Origin of the sequence: Acinetobacter sp. AG3 (assembly GCF_022343575.1) — a bacterium.
Lineage (GTDB): Bacteria > Pseudomonadota > Gammaproteobacteria > Pseudomonadales > Moraxellaceae > Acinetobacter > Acinetobacter guillouiae.
The window spans coordinates 1,495,906-1,515,808 of sequence record NZ_JAKQZD010000001.1 but is presented as its reverse complement, the minus strand read 5'-3'; the positions used below and the strand labels follow the sequence as shown (position 1 = coordinate 1,515,808).

Below are 19,903 nucleotides of genomic sequence, written 5' to 3'. Positions count from 1 at the left end.
AAGGTAACCCTGCTCAAGGAACCACAAAATGAAAAAAAAATTACTTCTTATAACTTCATTTATTTCATTGACCGCTTGTGGTAGTGATGAGATTGCGAATGGTATGCAATATGAGTTTCCTGAATGTGGTATCAGTCAACTGAATGGAAAAAATATTAAAAAAATCTGTGCTACACGGGACTCTATCGCAAAAAGTGTTTCAAAAGACTATACACCTAAATTTTTACAAGTTTTAGTGGGAGCTGGACATACCAGTAGCTACTCAGGAGGGCGTCCAGGTTTAATTTTAGATTTTCAAAATCAAGAGCTCGATATGCAAGGACATGTTTGGGATTTCTCTAAACAAAGAGATCCATATTTAGTACTTAAAGGTCATGATACTATGATACAAAATGGCGTATTTTTAAAAGTAAATACTATTCTTGGTGGTGGTTACTCCTCTCCTAATTTTTCTACAAACATACAAAACCTCCAATATATTGAAAATTATAATTTTCTATATGCTAAAGAAAACAATGATCAGTCCATACAAAATATGATTATTGAAAATATAAAACATTCAGGTAATAGCTTTTATTTATTCTCATGGGGAGGAAGTATATTAAACTCAAAATTTAGTCTTACTCAGAATATAAATATTGATGGTTCAAAAGCAACTATACTTCAGAATCAAATAATTTCTAAAACTAAATTAGGTGTAAATACTATACTTTCAAAAGATAAAGCTGGGAGTAATAAAAGCATATTTTCTTTAATTAAGACGAATTCATCTAGATTGGTAGATAAATCACCACAAATATTTCCAGATAGAAATGATGACACTACCGCTATTCCAAATGCTTTATATATCAAATTCTCCCCTGATACTGTCATCGACGGAAACACCTTTACCCTCACCCATAAAAATGACCAAGCCTATGCCATCGTGTTAGATCACTCCCCTCGTGTTCGTATTAGCAACAATACTTTTAACGGTTTTAAAGTCCCTATTCTCATGGATCAATGGAGTTCGATTGTCGATGAAAATGGTAAAGAAATTAAACCTGAAAATTTCAATGCTTATGGAAATACCATCAATCCAAATAAATATGCGGGCAATGTCACCATGAATCGAAAAGGCGAAATTGTGAGGGAGTAACTGAATCCGAATCTAAAAAAAAATTAACTAGAAATAGATGATTAGAGCAATTAACACAAAACTCACAATTTCAGTCACTCTACTTGATTTTACAGTCTAATTCGATGTAACTGATGATTTATCTAAAAACTTGAATAGTTTACTGGATATTCCAACAAAAAAAATACGATTAAACACTAAAAAATAATATGATTTATAATTTAAATTAAATCATTAAATAGAGTATTTTTATTATTTTAAGTTACTGATACAAACCGTATCTTCAAGCATTGAAATAATATTCAATTGCGATGGGGTTAATGTTCTTTCCGTATACCAAACTAAGCCTATATCAATATAAATATTTTTCATCGTCAAAGGTAAAATATCTACAAGATTGGCTTTTTTAAAATAATCGGCAAGCTGAAAAGATAAAAAACCAATCGATTCTGTTGCCAGTAGCACCCCGATATTGGTCAGTGTGGATAAAGACTCCACATAACGTTTGGATAAATTGACTTGATGACACAGTAAGAATTCTTCGATCACAATTCGAGTGGTGGCAAATTCAGGTGGAAGTACCATTGGGAATTCTGATAGATCCGTCCAAGTGAGATCCTGCTTGGTCACCAGTGGATGCCCTTTTTTCACCACTACCACAATCGGATCTTTATACAAATGCTTGGTTCTAAATTCTATGCCCAGTGGCTTTGCGGCCAGATTTCCGATCATCACATCTAACTCACCTGTACGAAGCAATGAAATTAAGACGTCTGAGCTGCCCTCTCGTGCGTTAATACTTGTGGAAACCATTTCATTTTCCACTCTTGCGATAAAATTTGGAAGAATGGACAGTGAAACTGCGGGCAACAACCCTATGGCAATACGGGTAGCCCGCCCTTCACTGATTGCCACCAAATCATCCCGTGCAGAGGCAATTTCATTTAGAATTTTTTTAGCATATTTTACTAAACATACACCTGCTTCTGTGGGTAACATTCCTCTTGTGGTGCGATCAAAGAGTTTGATATTTAACCCTTCTTCAAAGTCTGCCAACGTTTTTGAAATTGCAGGCTGAGTAACATTTAAATAATTTGCGACCTTTCCAATATGTCGCATCTCATCCAGCGTCACCAATAATTGTAAATGTCTTAATTTCAGGTTTGAACGTAAATAATGATCAATCTTCGCCATAATATCACCCCCAATATAAAATCCATTTATTTTAGATAAATTCCACTATATATAATTACCATTCACAATCCAATTAAATCCATAACCCTTTTATTATAAATCAATCTTTAAATATAAATAGACGCATAAATAGATTCAGTCAAAATTAAAATTCGAATATAAAGATCAAGGACGCATCTATGTATTTTAAATCTTTAAAGCATAATATCGCCAAACATATTTTATATGGCGTGACCCTAAGCTGTTTCAGTTTAACCACCCATGCAGAGTTCTGGCAAAGCAATCAGGCAAGTGTTTCATGGAGTAACCAATACCGAGAGCCTGCCAACCCCGATCAGGTATCCAAAACCATTCTAAATTTCACCCATTTAAGTGGTGATCCGTATGGACGTAATGTATTGGTTGCTAACATTTTTCTATCCAATGACAAAGACCCTAAAGCAAATGGTGATGGTGGCGCGACTGAATACTATGCGTTCTATCGTCGTTACTTTTCCTATAATTCAATTTTTGACAATAAAATTGAAAACAAACTGATCCGTGATATCAACCTGACTTTAAGGGTAGATAAGGGGTTGAAAAACTCAGCAATGGAACCTAACCCAACTAAAGCTCGTGCGGGTTTAAGCATGGATTTCAATGTTCCCAAAGGTTATTTTGAAGTCGGCGCAGACTGGTACTATGAAAGTGTAAATAATAATTTGGCCAATGGTCGGTTCAATTTCGATCCAACCTATGCACTGTGGGCCAACTTTGGTTTTCCCTTACATGACAAAGGCTTTGTTGATGGTTTTGTCGACTTTATTGGCAGTACGGGTCCAGGCTATTTTAACGAGGATGCCAAACCGGCCACCCTTTTTCAGATGAATTATATGTACGATGTTGGCGCTAAAGACGGCCTTAAACTTGGTTTCGGTTATGAATATTTCCGTAACAAGTATCAGATTGATAACCGAAAAGATCCCTATAGAAATGCATTACATAGTGCTCCATTTATTGCAGCACGTTACGTTTTCTAAGTCGATAATCAAGTCATTCCATTGGTGATGGCTTGATTGTTTTAATCTATAGTTAACCTGTCAAAAAACTCAGAGACAAACATATAATTTCTATTAATTAATATTTTAAATTAAATCAATTATATGCAAGAAATAAATTATTTGATTATAAAAAGCTTGCATTGCCACACTTTACATTCAAAGTTTAAATACCTTTGCGTAGGCGATGCCTCACTTTTCGTAGGGGATGCCAAACCTTGCGCTGCAAACAAAGCAGTGCTTTGTTTTTGCTCATGTTTGGCGAGGGGTCCGTCCTGTACCCCCGCCCAACAGCGACATCCATGTCGCCACACAGTAGGATCACCATCTAGGATTCAAAAGTACTAAAAATGAATTGATGACCAACTGTTTCTAAAAGTTCATGTAAAAACATAAGCTTCATTTATGATTAATGACTTGATAGAAATCACTTGTATAAATAATTAAGTGATTTGACTATATTTTTATCTTAACGATTCTTTTATCTTAGCGAATTTGCAATTTAATCTCTGCGACTCCCTCAACAGAACCTTCTAGTAGATCTCCCACCACTACAGGCCCGACACCCTCTGGCGTACCCGTAAAAATTAAATCTCCTGCTTGCAACGTATAATAAGTGGAAAGATCTTCAATCATCTCAGCAATATTCCAGATCAAATGCTGGGTGTTTGAATGCTGAGTCGTTTTACCATTTACCTTTAATTCAATATTTACGCATTTACATCCACTGTTACCTCCGACGCTGGAACAATATCGGATAATACTGCGGACTGATCAAAATTTTTACCCAGATCCCACGGTTTTCCTTGATCACGTGCAATAAGCTGTACATCACGACGTGTCATATCCAGACCACAGGCATAACCGTATATATGATCAAAAGCTTGATCTGCGCGAATATTTACCCCAGATTTACCAATCGCAATTACCAGTTCAATTTCATGGTGATAATTTTGGGTTTTCAGTGGATAGGGAATCTCACTGCCTGATGGAACATAAGTTGCCGCATCTTTTAAAAAATAAAAAGGCGATTGCGTCGATTTATCTACACTCACCCCCATTTCCGCAGCATGCGCGATATAGTTGCGCCCCATACAAAAGATACGGTTGACTGGAAATTTTTTGGATTGATTGACGATCGGTATAAGGACAGGTGCTTTAACTGGGAAAAGTGTTTCTACTGACATTCTGATATTCCTCATTTTTTAATAGATAAAACCATCGGGCAGTTATACTGCCCGAATCAAGGGATTAACCCAGAATTGCAGTTGCTTCAATTTCCAGTAGGATTTCAACTTTGGCTAAAGCCTGCACTTCTACAAGCGTACAAGCCGGAAAATCGCCTTCAAAGAATTCCTTACGCGCTTTCCAGACCGCGGTGTTATTGGCAATATTGGTGACAAAGATGGTCATTTTGACAATATTGTTCATCGTGCCTCCAGCCGCTTCAATTAAATCCTTAATTTTCTGAAAAATCACTTGCGACTGTTCATATTCATCACCCAGCACGGTTTCACCATCTGGCTGCCGTGCAGTCATTCCAGAGATAAATACCTGATTGCCCACTTTCAGGCAGTTTGACCACAAGCCCGGTGCTGGCTCTTTAACTGTTGGAGACATAATCCTTTCTTTTAACATGTTGTTTTCCTTACATTCCTGACACAATATTTCTAACTCAATACTTCTTACTCGATATTTTTAACTCAATATTCCTCGCCCACTTTTCCTGATGAAAGATGAATGTGTGAATCCCAAGCACTTTCACGACTCCAGTTAATGCATACGCTCTGGCGACGCACATAGCCTTTCCATGAGTCTGATCCTGCGGTACGTCCACCTCCCGTTTCCTTTTCACCACCGAATGCCGCGCCAACATCTGCCCCGGTTGTTCCCATATTGACCCGAACAATACCGCAATCACTTCCTGCCGCAGACAAGAACAGTTCAATATTGCTTAGATTGGAGCTATGGATACCTGAAGCAAGCCCCTGTGCAACGTTGTTATGAATAGCAATGGCTTGTTCAAGGTCGTCATATGGCATCACAAATACAATCGGTGCAAAAGTTTCGTGCTGTACGCAATCCCATTCAGGTTCAACATCCGTAATCAAACATGCCTCGACATAAAGCCCCGGACGCTCAATGCGCTGACCGCCATAAACCACTTTAGCGCCAAGTTCCTGAGCGCGCTGAATCGTTGCCTGATATTGCGCTACCGCAGCTGTATCAATCAGTGGACCGATGATGGTCTCTTGTTCACGTGGGTCACCAATACAGATCTGATCAAACGCCTGTTTAAGCAATTCAATCAGTTCATGCATGACACTGCGATGCACAATCAGACGACGAATACTGGTACAACGCTGGCCTGTGGTTCCCATCGCCCCAAAAGTAATGGCACGCGCTGCAAGTTGTAAATCAGCAGTTTCATCGACAATACAACCATTATTGCCTGAACATTCGAGCATATATTTACGCCCCAATGTCTCGCTTACGATACTTGCGACTTTTTTACCCACACCCGTAGAACCTGTAAATGACACCATATTGATACGCAGATCACGGATCATCAGTTCAGCCACAGCGCTATCCGCAGGAATAAACAAAGAAAAAACCCCTTCCAAATTCATTTCCAGCATGGCTTGATTGGCCAGTTTCTGTAAGGCAATTGCGGTCAGTGGGACTTTAGGACTGGGTTTCCATATCACCGTATTGCCACCAATGGCTGAGAGGAAAGCATTCTGCGCCCAAACTGCTGCGGGGAAATTATAAGCACTGATTACCCCCACCACACCCAGTGGTAACCATTGATCATACATTCGGTGTTTCACCCGTTGCGACTGTAAAGTGAAACCGTACATCATGCGAGATTGCCCTGTCGCAAGGGTTGCCATCTCGACCACTTCTTTGAGCTCACCTTTGGCTTCCATCACGGATTTACCTGTATCTAGCGCAACGATACCCGCCAAGGCCTGCATGTTTTCCTGTACCAACTGACCAATACGCTGCACCAATTCACCACGGCGCGGCGCTGGAACCATGCGCCATGTTTTCTGATACGCCACTGCAGCCTGTATAATTTCCTCATAATCTTCTGCTCTAGATGCTGCAATCTGCCCGACTATTTCATTATCAGCCGGACAAACTGCATAAATAAGTTCACGCCCTTCAAGCGTAGACCAACCTTGTTTTACACCAAAGGAACCTGCATGCAGTTGATCCAAACCAAAAGTTTTTAACACCTGTTGTGTATCAAACAGTGCATCTTCTGGATATTTTTTTTGTGCAATATTCATCATTGTTTTAACCTATTCTCTTGATTTTCTTTCTTTACAAAATCACCAATACTTTCATCTGTGTGATATGCAGGTTTTTCGTAATAATGTGGACCATCATAAATCTCGATCAGTCGACTAAACTGATGTGCCAGTGTAGGGCCATGCGGATGGTCTTTCGGGTTCATATAAAAGCAGCCAGATTTCAGTATAAAACCCACATCGATATATTCGTATTCACCTTCAAGGCAGAACATAAACTGATTGGACGCATGGATATGCTTGATCGGGATACAGCCACCTTTTTGAAATTCAAGCAGTGCAATCGTGCCACCAGTGTCTACATTCTTCCAAAGGAAATACTGACGAAACCCGTACTCAGGAAAATTAATCCATTCATCATCATTGAGTTCAGTGGTATTGAGTAGCACTTCCAAACTTTTAAATGTTCCTGTATTGATATTCATTCTTGTTGCTCCTGTTTTTGCTCAGCTTTCCATCTGCTGTATTCCAGACGACTTTCTGCTGTGGCGGGAAAAAGCCCAAAAATAGATCTTCCCTGTCGAATATGCATCGCAGCAAAAGCTTCATATTCGCAAGCATCCAGTGCTGCATCCGCAACCTGATCCACCAATGCCTGTGGAATGACCACCACACCATCCCCGTCCCCCACCACAACATCACCGGGATAGATCGCAACACCACCACATCCAATCGGTTCATTCAAAGAGATCGGATGCAATGCAATCGGCGTTGCTGGTGGTGCATTGTGTTTCTGGAAGCAAGGCAAACCCACCGCATAAATTGCGGGAGAATCACGATAGCCACCATCAGTGACCACCCCAGCAACACCTCGATATTTAAGTCGGGCTGCCATCATGTCTCCCATACTGGAGCCACGAGTACAGCCAAAAGCATCCATGACCAGTACAGCCCCTTCAGGACATTCCTCAATGGCACGGCGATGCAGATTGTCATCACGACTGTAATTGCTCATCCTGCTCAAATCTTCACGTGCAGGGATAAAGCGCAAGGTATAAGCAGGTCCCACCAATTGTTGCTGAGTCGTACTAATCGGATAAATACCCTGCATAATCACGTTACTAAAACCATGCTTAAGTAAAACGTTGGCAATATTCGCCGTACCCACCCGCATCAGTTTTTCACGGGTCGGAGCCTTTAATACGTATGTCATAAGATCTCCTACTGGAAAAACTCCAGTTCTGGTGCCATGCCCCATTGAGTGGTTTCGGTTGCAGTACCGTTGAATTTCATCGGCTGTGCATGCTGATCAAGCATGTCACCATCGGTATAGTGCTCGACCCTAAAACCAAAAGGATCTTTCCAGTAGTCAAAAATCTGGCTACCGAGCATATGCCGCCCAACCCCACAATCCAGTTGATAACCCTGCGCGACAAGATAATCATGTGCGGTCATCACCGCATCCAAATCAATCACTTCAAACGAACAGTGGTGCACACCCACCCAGTCCGACTGCAAAATCAAAATCGAGTGATGATCTACTTTTTCTGCACCTTGGTTAAAGCGCAGGAACGTTCCCACAATCGGCCCGTCTTCACCGGGTGGGACAAAGTAATCTGAGGGAAGCAAATCAAAACGTTGCTCAAGCCATTGCACCGATGCATCATGATGACTGACATGCAGTACAAAATGCCCAAGTTTGATGGCCTGACAAGGTTTGCACGTTACCCGTATAGATTCATTCAAGCGTGGTTTACAGGTGGCATTGTTTAAGTCAAAAGCCTTACGCTCTGTGATATCAACATGTTTGTCTCGTCCCCAGATGGCTTTGATTTCAAAACCGTCTGGCATGTGCATGACCACTTCATAGCCACCGCCTAGTTCAGATGAAAGCTGTACCACTGAAGACCCCTCAAGTTTGGCCAATTCAGTCAGATCTTGCAGACAAGACACCTCGATTGAAGCACCAATAAAATGCTGCTTTTCCGCACGATAGGTCACATGTATATGGTGTTGCTCGCCACTGCCCCGCATATACAACACCTCATCAGTTTTATTGACACAGCTCAGACCAAAATCCGTCATAAACTTTTCCATGACCGCCAAATCTGGCGCGGCATACGTCACCTGAGCAATTTCAATGGGTTTCACCATATTTCAATTCCTTTTCCTGTTAGCCTGCAATCTGAGCGTATTTCCCACTGTGAAACACCAGTGGTTTTACCCCGTCTTGTTGCTGCAAATGCGTGACCAGTCCAACAAATAAGGTATGATCACCACATGGATAGCTAAACTGCAGTTTGGTCACCACCTGAACAGCAGCATTTTTGATCACAGGAAAATCCGCGATATATTCAAATTCGGGCTTAAAATGTTCAGCGTGCTTTCCAGCAAAATGGTTACTGACCTGTATCTGATCTTCATGCAAAATGCTGATACCAAAATACTCACCCAAACTGATTTTTTCATGTGATGCTGCGCTATTGCCAACTGAAACCAGCACCATGGCGGGTTCCAATGAACCTGACATAAAAGCATTTGCTGTCATGGCATGGGTTTGTCCATCATGACAAGAAGAAATCACCACCACACCTGTTGCAAATTTTCCCATCGCCTTGCGAAATTCAAGTGGTGTAAAATCCACATCGGTCTGGTTTGCTTGCATGATCTTCACCATTTCACCCAGTGTTGTTCGCTGTAAGTTCGCAACTGTCATTTTCTTGGTCCTTCTATTGACGCATGCTGCTGAATTAATTTTTATTTAAAATACTCACATCATCAGGGTTGATCAGGTCGGGAACTGTCCAGCCATAAATGTCATATTCATCCATGGCTTTTTGAGCAAAGTCCTTACAGTAATCGAGCATCCCTCTAGACTGTGCCGCAAACAGATTGGTCTGGCGGGTCACATCATTACTGCCAAGATAGTTAATTTCATATAACTCATGCCGAGCGCCAAATTCAGTACCAATCGCATCCCAGAGCATTTTCATGACTTTGACACGCTCAATCGCATCCTTACCATTTGATCCGCGAAGATAGGTGGCGAGATAACCTTGAATGTGGGGATTTTTAAAATCATCGGCATGGGAATTAAGATAGATCAAGCCGCTTGCCACGATCTGTTCAATGATATTTTTGATTTTTGGCATCGCCAATTGGCTGATGACTCTATAGGCCCCTGCATGATGCGGATCTGGACGAATCATGCCATTCCAAGCTTCAGCACTTTTCGCCATTGCATCTGACAGTGCCCAAAAGGTATTGCGCCATGCAATCACTTCGCCCATCTGAGACATCACACCATGAAATTTGTCTGCGCCTGTAATTTCGAGTGCTTTTGCTAAAGTACCGACTAAAAAATCAAGTTTGACCGCAAAGCGTGTACAGCCATGTAAAGAGGCACGCTCTAAATAACCAGCTTCAGTGTTATAAGCATTTGCCTGTTGTAAATTGTTATAAATAAAAACGTCTTCCCATGGGATAAAGACATTATCCAATACCAAAATGGCATCATTTTCATCAAGACGGCTTGACAGTGGATAATCAAATGGACTGCCAAGCACTGCTGCACGATATTCATTTGAGGTACGGCAAAGTAATTTCACCCCAGGTGCATTGGTCGGTACGATAAATACTGGGGCGAATGCTGGATCTTGAAACATCACTTGCCCGACATGTGCAATAAATGTGAAATGAGTTAAAGCCGAGCCTGTGGCAACAACTTTAGCGCCAGACACATAAATGCCTTGCTCATCTTCCTTAACGACACGAATAAAAACATCTTTACCTGCATCTGCGCCAAGACCTCGATCAACAGGTGGATTCATCAATGCATGGTTAATAAACCACGTTTTTTCTTGTGCTTTTCGATACCAACGACGTGCGTTTTCTTCAAAACCCTTATAAAAATCTGCATTTACCCCCAGTGTTCCAATAAAACAGCCTTTATAATCAGGCGACCTCCCCATCCATCCCCATGAAATACGTTGCCATGCCGCAATCGCATCACGTGCAGCCACTTGCTCTTCAACATTATGGGCAACACGAAAAAAACGATGAGTAAAACCACCCCATTCTGTCGGTGTGGTTAAAATATCCTTGGTTTCAGGCGCATGTAAGGCATCATACATTCTGGCAATCATTCGTGCTGAATTACGAAATGCGGGATGCTCGGTAATATTTTCGACCCGCTCACCATAAATCCATACTTCACGCCCATCATTGAGACTGTCTAAATACTCCTGTCCTGTAAATGGAATATAGTCCTTGTTCACTGCAACACTTTCAGTATCTAATTTACTATTCATGTCCCATATCCTTATATTCACTTTATTTATAATTGCTTAATCTTTAAGCATAAAATGATGTTAACAAGGTTATTTATATGCGTCCAATCATGTATTTAGTCTTCATATATAACCTTTTTATTATGAATAAAAATTGCTTAAGCATTAAAAAAGCCACGTTGATAACAACATGGCTTTTGAGTGCGAATACCCGTTAGTTGAATAAAATTATTGGCTCAATATTCGAAAATCTCCACTTACACCACGACAACTATAGATCACTTACTTTGAGAAAGTAGCTGAGCGACTTGAAATACAATGAATGTAAGCAATGCAAAACACCAGTTTTAAAATACAGCCTTTAACTGGGTTTAAGTTAATAATAAATCTTGTATAGTCCAACCTGTCAAAAAACTCAGACCCAAGAATATAATTTCTCTTAATCAATATTTTTAATTAGATCAATTGCATGGAAAATAAATTGTTTGATTATAAAAAAAGCTTGCAATGCCACACCTTACCTTCAAAGTTTAAATACCTTTGCGTAGGCGATGCTTTACTTTTGAAAGAGGTGCCAAACCTTGCGCTGCAAACAAAGCAGTGCTTTGTTTTTGCTCATGTTGAGCGAGGGGTACGTCCTATACCCCCGCCCAACGGCGACATCCATGTCGCCACACGGTAGGATAACCAGCTAGGATTCAAAAGCACAAAATTTGAGTGTCAATCCGCTGCATCCAGTGCAACATCAGCCTCGACAAAATGGGTTGCGGTTCCTTCAGGCATCAATTTTCTGAGTATAGGATACATCAAGAAAGTTAAGCCCAATGTCACAAAGAAACCCAGTTCAAACATTTTGCTTGCGATCAACGCGATCCCAATACCCGAAGCAATAATCAAAGTAATCACCCCTGCCCAATTGCAGCTTTCAACCTTTGCCGTCTGCAATGAAAACTGCCCTTTCCTCACATAGTAATAGTCAATAAGCATCACGCCACACAAGCCCATGGTCATACAACCCAGATAAGAGAGCCAAGCGACAAACTGACCTAGAATCCCTGCCCCGATCATCATCAAAGCAAAAATATTACCAAGCACCACCATAAAGGCGCGCCCCGGTTTTTTTCCAGTCAGCGCATCCAACAAATTGACCAATGCAAGTGAACCCGAATACGCATTGATCGCTTGTGCTTTGGCCTGTGCAGCATAAATGGTGACAAATCCAACCCAGCCTGCAAGCACCACAAAAAATGCACCAGTATTGGTCATGGCAAAACCAGCAGCGGCTTCAGACGCCTGTTGTGGTGACAGACCCGCTTGACGATGCATCAGATATTCAGCCACTTCGGGTATGCCACCAATCACCACCAACCCACCCAATACAATCATGATCAGGTTTTGCATAATCGGCCCAGCCATCGCCAGAACTTTAACATCCTGAGTATTACGGCAATATCTAGCAAAATCGATTGTGACCAGTGCAATTGTGCCCGCAGTTGCCCCCATCAAAACCAGTGCCGTGCTGAGTTTTGGCCAGAACCCACCAGCAACTGAACCCGTAGAATTAAAAACCAGCATCGGGTCCATACCACGCACAGCATAAAGGTGATAAATCATATAGAACGTGACCACCAGTGTAATCACGATCATGTATTTTGAAACCCTTAACGCAAGCTGCAAACCAAATATCGCCAGCAAAATCCATGCAAGGGTCAACACTCCATACAAGGATATTTTGACCAGTATGGTATCTTGCAAGTTGAACATCAGCAGCGTTCCTTCATACAACAAGGCACTTTCCAATGCCAGAAAGCCCAGAATCATAAAGGCAAAAATAGCTGCCCCCAGTGATGAACCTTTGACACCAAAACCGAAAAACCGTGATGTGACCGTACTCGACATACCCGTTTGAAAGGTCATCTTTCCAAGGTAATAACCCATACTATAACCAACAATAGTTGCGATAAATCCTGCCAGTAGCCCAATCCAAAAGCCTGAAAGTAATACTGTAAATCCACCAACGGCAAAAATGACCAGCGCTGTCGCAACACCCATTGGACTCATCGCCAGTTTAAACCCACTCTGACGCTCTGCCATGGGCACACTAACCAATGCATGATCCTCTACAGCTTGTGCGATGGTGGATCCAGCCTGATTTACGTTCTGTGAACTATTTTTATTTGTATTCATCATCGTCCCTTTTATACAGATCCTAATACACCAATCCTCTGGTGATCATTTATAAACAGTGATTTATCTGTTTAGCCTGAAGGTATTTTTTGAATGAATACATGCCAAAGTCCAATCATCTTTCGATGAGAATTCATAACCGAATGGATATATATTGCATCGAGATCGGTAAATCACTAAAGATCTTTCATAAATCAAAAAATGATCATTTTGAGAGAATTATATTGGTATTGAAAGTCCCTTCTCCCCTTTGGGAGAAGGTTAGGATGAGGGTGCTTTTATGTTGATTTATTGATTTAAAAAGGACTTATGAAAGAAGTCTACTGATAAAAAATTATTATTTTAAACACTCGAATATATCGTGATTTGTTAAACATTGCTTAAGTGGGAAAATGAGCAGTGAATATCAATCCATGTCATGACTACTATATAAATTAACCTGCGTTTTTGTATTGTTAAATCATACATGGTGGTTCTATTGTGAGGCATCGCCTACACAAATCTATTTAAATTTTGAATATAAGATGTGGCAGTGCAAATTCCTCAGTCTTATGAATTATCTTTTATCAAATGCTATAAATTCGATGATTTATAAGACTTCACCTCATTTAGAAATCATCTAAAAAATATACTTTTATAAGAAAACTATTCTATAAAAAAACGAGAAGTAAAACTTAATCCTTAAATCAAATTTACTTCTCGCTATGTCAAATTTTGAACATAAACGCATTAGAATTTCTGCGAAATACTCACCTTATAATCTCGACCTGTACCTGTCATATACTCACCCAAATACATTTTGTAATCACGGTTAAATAAATTATCGATCGAGAAATTCAGCGTCGGGCCTTTTACACCAATTGGCTGCCAGTCAGCATAAACGCTATGCAGTGAATAGCCTTTAGTTTTGGGTAATGAAAATGAAGATGCAGCGATCGATTTATCATTATCTGAAAGGCTTCGATCTTGTGCAGCAACAAAGATCCCTCTCCATCCCATGGTTAAGTGATGCTCAGGCACATTCACCCCTAAAGTCGCTGTGGCTTTTTTCGGTGGGATATTGGTCATCCATGTTTTTTGATCAAACCACGGATTTACCGGGGAATTATCACGTTGCCCGCGAATATAGGAATAGGTTAAACCAGCAAACCAAGTTGGTTGATTATAGAAAGCTTCGGCTTCATAGGCTTTGATGGTGTAATCGGTCACATTACGATAAAAACCATGATCATAATTGCCTTTACAGTCTGCTACGCTACCTTTTCCTGTGTTTGCATTATTTTCTGCTTGTGCTTGACAAAATGTTGAGCGATTACGAAATATCTCATCACCGCCGCGATTATGATGATAGGTTAAACGCACTTGCAGATGATCTTCATCACTAAACACATCATCAAAATTCATCTCATTGCCGACACGTATCGCCAACATCTTTTCAGGAACTAAATAACGACTGGTAGATGGAACAGTGGTTGCTGCGGATTGCACATAATATTGTTCATCAACACGAGGCGCACGCCATGTTTTACTGACATTTGCAAACCATGTCATATAGTCGGCTTGTTTCCAAGACATTGCCAAACGTGGCGACCAGCCCGTATAGGTTTTACTGGAATAATCATGCCCTGCTGCTGGATCATTAAATCGTGATGCACGATTTGGCTTGCCGTTATTTTCAATATGATCATAACGGAGTGATGGGGTAATGACGAAATTGTTAATCTGATATTGATCTTCAATAAATGCACTCAGCATTTGCTGATCGCCAGCAGGCATATAGTTCGGTTCATAATAACCAAAATTATAATCTGGCTTTTTGGCATTGTTTTTGTCATAAATCAGCGAGTTTTGTTCCATTTTCTGGTATTGCGCACCAATTTTTAATTTATGCGTGCCCAGTTTTGTTTCAATATCACTGATATTACTCATTTTTAATGCTGTATTGGTATAGGTTACCCAGCTTTCATTGCCTAACAATGCCGCTGAACCTGTCACACTTGGCAAGCGTAGATCATGCTGATAGGTTTTGGAGTAGGATGCGACGGCTTTTAAATTTAGATATGGGTTTGCATCTGGATTAAATTCATAACTTGCAGAGTAACTGGTATCTTCCTGATCACGGTCAACCAAACGGCGTTTCCAAGCCTCGTCATAACCATATTTGGCAATATCAGCTTCAGTCGGCACTGCATCTTGATCACGCATCGCTGCAAAAGGCTCCCAGCCCTCATGTCCACTGCGCATGGCATTTAAAGAAATTTTGTGACCATCGGCAGGATAAAAATTCAGTTTGGCTAAATAGGTTTCTTGCTCTTGCCCAGAATATAAAAACTCAGTTCCATCAGGACGCTTTACATTTCCACTGTCTCGGTTGGTATAGTAAAACAAACCATCGACCAGCCCATTGTCAGCTTTACCATATACAGCGCCAGTATAGGTATTTTGGCTGTTGTTGGAAAAACGTGAATATTTTAAAAATGCGCCAATATTTTTACCCTCATCCAGTAAATCAGTGGCATCTTTAGTTTCTAGTGTGACCTTACCACCAAAACCACCATTTCCGACTTCAACGTTATGGGGCCCTTTATCCACAGTGATTTTCTTTAAAATCTCAGGTTCAATAAAGACTGAACCTTGTCGATATTTATCAAAGGTTTTAACAGAATCGTCCAAGGTAATGGGTACATCGGCGACCCCGCCCATGCCGAGAATATTAATCGTTTGCCCTCCCGGACGTGGCGATCCTGCTGAACCGACACTGGGCATATGATCGAGCAATTGTGCAACATTATTGGCCTGATAACGATCAATCGCTTTTTGATTAAGTACACTCTGACCAAATTGTATGGTGTCTTTTTTTACCGCCTCGACCACAATCGGAGTCATCTGATAAATTTGGTTTTCAGCATTTGTGGTTGATGTTGCTGTTTTTCCTGTTGTTGTTTTTTCTGTTGCAATGTTTGCTGTATTGACTACAGACGTTTGTGTAGCAACAGGCTTTTCAATAAGTAGATAACCTGCGGAAGTTTTTTGAATCTGGAATGGGGTATTCTGCACCAATAATGCAAAAGCCTGATCTAGGGTATATTTACCCTTCATCGTCTTTACCCGATAACGATTGGTTTTTGCTGGATCGAGTAACAACGATACATTGGCTTGCTGTGCCAAGCTATTTAAAGCTTGAGTCAATGAACCGCTTTGCACTTGATAAAAGCCAACAGGTGAAGCGTTATTTGCATGCGTTTGTATACTGATTGCACTCATTGACAGTGCGATTGCAACAGCCATTGCAACTGGCTTTATTGCATTCTGATATAAAGATTGAGACATTCTCTACCCACCCAAGGTTAAATGATAATCATTAACTTCATTCAGTTAAAATAATCTGTGTTTTCATGTGTTCTAAGTTATATGACGAAGCAAAAGTAAAAAAACCGCAATGAAATGCAGTTTTTTTAAATTTTAATTTTCTAAAGCAGCAGCAAATGCATGATTATCTACTTAGGTAACAAGATAAAAATTAATTATAGTGCATTGTATAGTTGACAACAGCATACACATTTTGAGGAGCGACAATTCCAGTCTTAGATGCATACATTACATAGTAGTCTACGACTGAAAAAAAAGTACTGATTATAATTTCACTTGACGCTTGAGTTCCCCAAGGCGCAGAAAAATCGATAATTCTATTCTTCCCAGTACGTATTTGAATAAAAACAGGATTTGTAGTGGGTGCACCTTCGGCTTTATTGATAGAGGTGGATCAGGAAATTTGAACAACACTTATAAGTGATATTTTGCTCCCCAAATGATGTTATAAACATCAATATATGGAGTATTTTATGGCACGTAGACCAAGAAGAAATCATTCAAATGATTTTAAAGCTAAGGTAGCACTTGCTGCGATTAAAGCAGAAAAAACACTTGCTGAATTGAGTGCTGAATTTGATGTTCATCAAAACCAAATTATCGACTGGAAAAATCAACTGATTTCAGCTTCCTCGCAAGCTTTCGATCAATCAAAAGCTCCAACAGAACCACCCATCGATCTAAAAAAACTACATGCAAAAATCGGTGAGCAGGCATTAGAAATTGATTTTTTAGAAGGTGTGTTGAAGAAACTGGGCCGCTTCAACCACAAAAGTTAATCGATGACTCACTTCAGATTTCAGTATCTAAGCAAGCTCAGCTGCTGAAAGTCTCCCGTGGTTGTTATTACTATCGCCCAAAACCTGTGAGTGCATCAGATCTGAAGCTGATGCGGTGTATGGATGAGTTACATATGCAATACCCTTTTGCAGGTAGCCGTATGATGCGTGATTTGTTGAATCGTCAAGGACATCATATAGGACGACGTCATACACGTACTTTAATGAAGAAAATGGGCATTAATGCGTTATATTGCAAACCAAATTTAAGCCAGGCTAATCAAGCTCACCGCAAATATCCATATCTGCTCAAAGGATTGGCTATTCAGCGCAGTAATCAAGTGTGGTCTACGGATATAACGTATATCCCTATGGCAAAAGGCTTTGTTTATTTATGTGCTGTGATTGATTGGCATAGCCGCAAGGTACTTGCGCATAGAGTATCGATTAGTATGGAGGTTACATTTTGCATAGAAACATTAAATGAAGCTATTGAAAAATATGGTCGACCTGAAATATTTAATACAGACCAAGGCAGTCAGTTTACCAGTGATGCATTTATTGATGTATTGAAATCAAATGACATCCAAATCAGCATGGATGGTAAAGGTCGATGGGTTGATAATGTGATGGTTGAACGATTATGGCGGAGCGTTAAATATGAAGAGGTGTATCTCAAAGCCTACAGCAATGTTTTGGATGCGAAGAAGCAATTAAACGCATATTTTGAATTTTATAATTTGAAACGACCTCATTCGAGTCTGGACAAAATGACTCCAGATGAGTTTTACTATGACCAGCTACCACAACAAAATAAGGTAGCTTAACTAGAGCAGAGTATCACTTATAAATAAGCTTTTAGTTGTTCAAACATGTGGGACCACCTCTGACCAATAAGCTCTTATCCGTTGTATCCAAGTCATTAGGTGGTGAACTTACACTCAAATGAATCCCTTTAAAAGCTGCAGTTGTTGCTGCATTACACCACCCTGTACCCGTAGCATTTGTTATCCTCATCTGAATGTATTTGGGCTTTGCTGTTAGAATTGAAGAATTAAACTCTGATTTAAGCACAGCAGGCATGCTAACTGTTAGATCTTTAACACCACTTACTGGACCTTGATAGCCTTGTAATGTACAGGTTTGATCCGTCACCACACCATTGACTGTTATCGTTCCATCTACAGCAAATGCGCTGGTACATAGCAAGCTTAAAGCCAAAGTACTCAATGTGGCTAAAGTCAGTTTCTGCATTCAATAAACCTCATAAGATTTGAATAAGTTTTAATTTTATCAATCATCAATAAACCTAAACTTCCTCAATAAAATCAACATACAAAATTTAATTATAGTGCATTGTATAGTTGACAACAGCATGCACATTTTGAGCATCGACAATTGCTGTCTTAGAAATATATGCTACATAATAACTTAAATATGCCACTGCATAAGCACCCTCAAAAACAGGACTTTTCGCCTGAGTTCCCCAAGGTTCCGAAATATCTACAGGTATTCCATTTCTAGTCGTAATTTGAAAAAAAATAGGATTTGTAGTGGAAGCATCTAAGGCTTTGTTGACCAATAAAGTTTTATCCTCTGTATCCAAGTCAGTAGATGGTGAACTTACACTCAAATGAATCCCTTTAAAGGCTCTAGATGTTGCTACATCACAAACACCCGTACCTGTAGCATTTAGTAACTCCATATAAATGAGTTTTTTACTTAACGGTACATTTGGATAAAACCCTGATTTAGGTACAGTGGGCAAGGTAAGCGTTAGATCTTTAGTACCGCTTGCATCACCGCCAGCACTATGTAATATACATGTTCCGTCAGTCACGACACCATTGACTGTAATGGTTCCATCTACAGCAAACACGCGACTACATGTCAAACTTAAAGCCAAAGCACTCAATGTGGCTAAAGTCAGTTTCTGCATTCAATACATCTCATAAGATTTGAATAAGTTTTAATTTTCTCAATCATCAATAAATCTAAACTTCATCAATAAAATCAACACACAAAATTTAATTATAGTGCAATGTATAATTTATCTTTGTCGTGAAATTTTGAGCATCAACAATCCCCGTTTTGGAAGCAACCGCGACTATGTAATATACATATGTTTCACCATCAGCACGGATACGTACTAAGCTTTTCTCCTGAGTTCCCCAAGCCGCAGAAAAATCTACAGGTTTACTGTTTTCAGTCTGCATTTGAAGAAAAATAGGATGTGCCTTAGAAGCACCACCTGCACCTGTGGCTTGATTCACGAGTAAAGTTTTATCTGTCTCATCCAAATCATCTGGTGAAATTGCACTCAGATGTATTCCTTTAAATGCTTTACTTGTTGCCACATCACAGTGAGCTGTACCTGCTGCATTGGTTAACTGTAGCGTAAATCCATAACGCATTGGCACTGGAACTGTAGGCGTAAACCACGATTTAGGTACAATACCTAATGGAAAAACGATATCTTTCGAACCAGTTGCATAACCACCATCACCTTGCAATGTACAAGTTTGATCCGTGACGACACCATTGACGGTAATGGTGCCATCTACAGCAAATACGTTTGTACATACCGTTAAAAGCAAAGTACTCAATGTGGGTAAAATCAGTTCCTTCATTGAATCCCCCTCCTTTATAAATTTTTAATCATTTTAAATTGCTC

Annotated in this window: 16 protein-coding genes and 1 pseudogene; 3 read left to right on the top strand and 14 right to left on the bottom strand. The window is 40.1% G+C overall.

All coding sequences use genetic code 11. The annotated features are described in order from the left end of the window. Positions 1–28 precede the first annotated feature (28 nt). The gene (locus tag L3V46_RS06995) at positions 29–1,138 is read left to right on the top strand and encodes a hypothetical protein (protein ID WP_239045287.1); all 1,110 of its coding nucleotides are present in this window, start codon (positions 29–31) and stop codon (positions 1,136–1,138) included. A gap of 231 nt (positions 1,139–1,369) precedes the next feature. Here the strand turns inward: L3V46_RS06995 and L3V46_RS06990 are convergent, their stop codons facing one another. Then, positions 1,370–2,311, bottom strand: a complete 942-nt coding sequence (locus tag L3V46_RS06990; protein ID WP_034618322.1) for a LysR substrate-binding domain-containing protein — start codon at positions 2,309–2,311, stop codon at positions 1,370–1,372. A gap of 179 nt (positions 2,312–2,490) precedes the next feature. On the opposite strand from L3V46_RS06990, the gene L3V46_RS06985 reads away from it, so the two are divergent. Next, entirely contained in the window at positions 2,491–3,330 is an 840-nt protein-coding gene (locus L3V46_RS06985) for a hypothetical protein (RefSeq protein WP_239045286.1), read from the top strand. 504 nt (positions 3,331–3,834) lie between these two features. Here the strand turns inward: L3V46_RS06985 and L3V46_RS06980 are convergent. The 10 genes and pseudogenes from L3V46_RS06980 to L3V46_RS06935 all read right to left on the bottom strand — a co-directional run bounded on the left by L3V46_RS06980 (position 3,835) and on the right by L3V46_RS06935 (position 16,411). Beyond that, positions 3,835–4,535, bottom strand: a pseudogene (locus L3V46_RS06980) (fumarylacetoacetate hydrolase family protein). A 64-nt stretch (positions 4,536–4,599) separates the two neighbouring features. Further along, positions 4,600–4,986 carry a RidA family protein gene (locus tag L3V46_RS06975; protein WP_239045285.1) on the bottom strand — a complete coding sequence of 129 codons (387 nt, stop codon included), beginning with the start codon at positions 4,984–4,986 and terminating at the stop codon, positions 4,600–4,602. 65 nt (positions 4,987–5,051) lie between these two features. After that, positions 5,052–6,647 carry an aldehyde dehydrogenase family protein gene (locus L3V46_RS06970; protein ID WP_239045284.1) on the bottom strand — a complete coding sequence of 532 codons (1,596 nt, stop codon included), beginning with the start codon at positions 6,645–6,647 and terminating at the stop codon, positions 5,052–5,054. Then, the gene (locus L3V46_RS06965; protein ID WP_034611855.1) at positions 6,644–7,090 is read right to left on the bottom strand and encodes a cupin domain-containing protein; all 447 of its coding nucleotides are present in this window, start codon (positions 7,088–7,090) and stop codon (positions 6,644–6,646) included. Before L3V46_RS06965 ends, L3V46_RS06970 begins: the two co-directional genes overlap by 4 nt. Further along, positions 7,087–7,818 (bottom strand): dimethylmenaquinone methyltransferase, encoded by a 732-nt coding sequence (locus L3V46_RS06960; RefSeq protein ID WP_034611853.1) that lies wholly within the window; start codon positions 7,816–7,818, stop codon positions 7,087–7,089. Before L3V46_RS06960 ends, L3V46_RS06965 begins: the two co-directional genes overlap by 4 nt. Before the next feature lie 8 nt (positions 7,819–7,826). Continuing rightward, positions 7,827–8,759, bottom strand: coding sequence for a VOC family protein (locus L3V46_RS06955; protein WP_239045283.1), 933 nt, complete (start codon positions 8,757–8,759; stop codon positions 7,827–7,829). A 19-nt stretch (positions 8,760–8,778) separates the two neighbouring features. Beyond that, positions 8,779–9,321 (bottom strand): flavin reductase family protein, encoded by a 543-nt coding sequence (locus L3V46_RS06950; protein WP_004822799.1) that lies wholly within the window; start codon positions 9,319–9,321, stop codon positions 8,779–8,781. A gap of 34 nt (positions 9,322–9,355) precedes the next feature. After that, a complete protein-coding gene (locus tag L3V46_RS06945) occupies positions 9,356–10,915 on the bottom strand; it encodes a 4-hydroxyphenylacetate 3-hydroxylase N-terminal domain-containing protein (protein WP_034611845.1) in 1,560 nt (519 codons plus the stop codon). 699 nt (positions 10,916–11,614) lie between these two features. Beyond that, positions 11,615–13,081: a hypothetical protein gene (locus L3V46_RS06940; protein ID WP_239045282.1), complete on the bottom strand. Its 1,467-nt coding sequence runs from the start codon at positions 13,079–13,081 to the stop codon at positions 11,615–11,617. Between the two features lie 729 nt (positions 13,082–13,810). Beyond that, the gene (locus tag L3V46_RS06935) at positions 13,811–16,411 is read right to left on the bottom strand and encodes a TonB-dependent hemoglobin/transferrin/lactoferrin family receptor (RefSeq protein WP_239045281.1); all 2,601 of its coding nucleotides are present in this window, start codon (positions 16,409–16,411) and stop codon (positions 13,811–13,813) included. A gap of 512 nt (positions 16,412–16,923) precedes the next feature. Here L3V46_RS06935 and L3V46_RS06930 point away from each other — a divergent pair. Beyond that, a protein-coding gene (locus L3V46_RS06930; protein ID WP_225367773.1) for an IS3 family transposase occupies positions 16,924–18,056 on the top strand; the annotation gives its coding sequence in 2 pieces (ribosomal slippage) (positions 16,924–17,176 and positions 17,176–18,056; 1,134 coding nt in all). 31 nt (positions 18,057–18,087) lie between these two features. Here the strand turns inward: L3V46_RS06930 and L3V46_RS06925 are convergent. From L3V46_RS06925 to L3V46_RS06915, 3 genes are all read right to left on the bottom strand, one after another. After that, positions 18,088–18,483: a hypothetical protein gene (locus L3V46_RS06925; RefSeq protein ID WP_239045280.1), complete on the bottom strand. Its 396-nt coding sequence runs from the start codon at positions 18,481–18,483 to the stop codon at positions 18,088–18,090. An 88-nt stretch (positions 18,484–18,571) separates the two neighbouring features. Further along, complete coding sequence (locus tag L3V46_RS06920) at positions 18,572–19,168, bottom strand: type 1 fimbrial protein (protein WP_239045279.1); 597 nt, start codon at positions 19,166–19,168, stop codon at positions 18,572–18,574. 88 nt (positions 19,169–19,256) lie between these two features. Further along, entirely contained in the window at positions 19,257–19,859 is a 603-nt protein-coding gene (locus tag L3V46_RS06915) for a type 1 fimbrial protein (RefSeq protein WP_239045278.1), read from the bottom strand. Between the last annotated feature and the right edge of the window lie 44 nt (positions 19,860–19,903).

Excerpts from the sequence above, each read along its gene's own strand:
- L3V46_RS06995 (WP_239045287.1), top strand. The coding sequence starts at position 29 with ATGAAAAAAAAATTACTTCTTATAACTTCATTTATTTCATTGACCGCT.
- L3V46_RS06990 (WP_034618322.1), bottom strand. The coding sequence starts at position 2,311 with ATGGCGAAGATTGATCATTATTTACGTTCAAACCTGAAATTAAGACAT.
- L3V46_RS06985 (WP_239045286.1), top strand. The coding sequence starts at position 2,491 with ATGTATTTTAAATCTTTAAAGCATAATATCGCCAAACATATTTTATAT.
- L3V46_RS06975 (WP_239045285.1), bottom strand. The coding sequence starts at position 4,986 with ATGTTAAAAGAAAGGATTATGTCTCCAACAGTTAAAGAGCCAGCACCG.
- L3V46_RS06970 (WP_239045284.1), bottom strand. The coding sequence starts at position 6,647 with ATGATGAATATTGCACAAAAAAAATATCCAGAAGATGCACTGTTTGAT.
- L3V46_RS06965 (WP_034611855.1), bottom strand. The coding sequence starts at position 7,090 with ATGAATATCAATACAGGAACATTTAAAAGTTTGGAAGTGCTACTCAAT.
- L3V46_RS06960 (WP_034611853.1), bottom strand. The coding sequence starts at position 7,818 with ATGACATACGTATTAAAGGCTCCGACCCGTGAAAAACTGATGCGGGTG.
- L3V46_RS06955 (WP_239045283.1), bottom strand. The coding sequence starts at position 8,759 with ATGGTGAAACCCATTGAAATTGCTCAGGTGACGTATGCCGCGCCAGAT.
- L3V46_RS06950 (WP_004822799.1), bottom strand. The coding sequence starts at position 9,321 with ATGACAGTTGCGAACTTACAGCGAACAACACTGGGTGAAATGGTGAAG.
- L3V46_RS06945 (WP_034611845.1), bottom strand. The coding sequence starts at position 10,915 with ATGAATAGTAAATTAGATACTGAAAGTGTTGCAGTGAACAAGGACTAT.
- L3V46_RS06940 (WP_239045282.1), bottom strand. The coding sequence starts at position 13,081 with ATGAATACAAATAAAAATAGTTCACAGAACGTAAATCAGGCTGGATCC.
- L3V46_RS06935 (WP_239045281.1), bottom strand. The coding sequence starts at position 16,411 with ATGTCTCAATCTTTATATCAGAATGCAATAAAGCCAGTTGCAATGGCT.
- L3V46_RS06925 (WP_239045280.1), bottom strand. The coding sequence starts at position 18,483 with ATGCAGAAACTGACTTTAGCCACATTGAGTACTTTGGCTTTAAGCTTG.
- L3V46_RS06920 (WP_239045279.1), bottom strand. The coding sequence starts at position 19,168 with ATGCAGAAACTGACTTTAGCCACATTGAGTGCTTTGGCTTTAAGTTTG.
- L3V46_RS06915 (WP_239045278.1), bottom strand. The coding sequence starts at position 19,859 with ATGAAGGAACTGATTTTACCCACATTGAGTACTTTGCTTTTAACGGTA.